The 629-nt window shown below is 33.9% G+C and carries 1 protein-coding gene; it reads right to left on the bottom strand.

Annotated elements, in window-relative coordinates; all coding sequences use genetic code 11:
* Window positions 1-21: 21 nt before the first annotated feature.
* The coding region (locus tag AC1DRF_RS31330; protein ID WP_477742743.1) for an STAS domain-containing protein at window positions 22-629 on the bottom strand (608 nt) is incomplete at its 5' end.

Below are 629 nucleotides of genomic sequence, written 5' to 3' on the forward strand. Positions count from 1 at the left end.
CTGTAATAGAGAGCCATATGCTTAACCAATAGAATTAAGTGCTTGTGCAAGAGAAGAAGTAGTTTTAACATGTTCAAATGAAAGTCCTAAACGAATAGCAGTTTGAGAAATTTCCGGTCGAATTCCAGATAAAATTGTTTGCACACCAATTAAACGAAGAGCTTTTACCAAATTAAAAATCTCTTGTGCCATCATCGTATCAATCGTAGCTACACCGAGCAGGTCAATACATAAATGTTCAACGCCTTTTTCCGAGCATTGCTGAAGCGTGTTCTCTAAAATAAACTGACTTTTGACCGTTCCAATATCCCCCACAAGAGGCAGAAGTGCAACTTTATTTTGAAGCATGATAACAGGAGAACTTAATTCATTAATTAACTCTTTCTGAGCGTTCAGCTGTTCTTGCGTATTTTTATGATATTCTTGAATAAAGATATAAATAGATAGATCAAAAGCTTTAACAATAATGTCATACCACATAAATATCTTATCTACACTTACCTCATTCGAATGCAAAGAGATAAACTTCTTTAAGTAATTAACGGCAATTTTTTGTGAATTAAAATATTCTCGAATAATAAAGTGAAGAGGCGTACTTAAATGTTTTGGATCACGCGCTAGTTCTATCG

The sequence above is a fragment of the Priestia sp. P5_B4 genome (assembly GCF_056400385.1).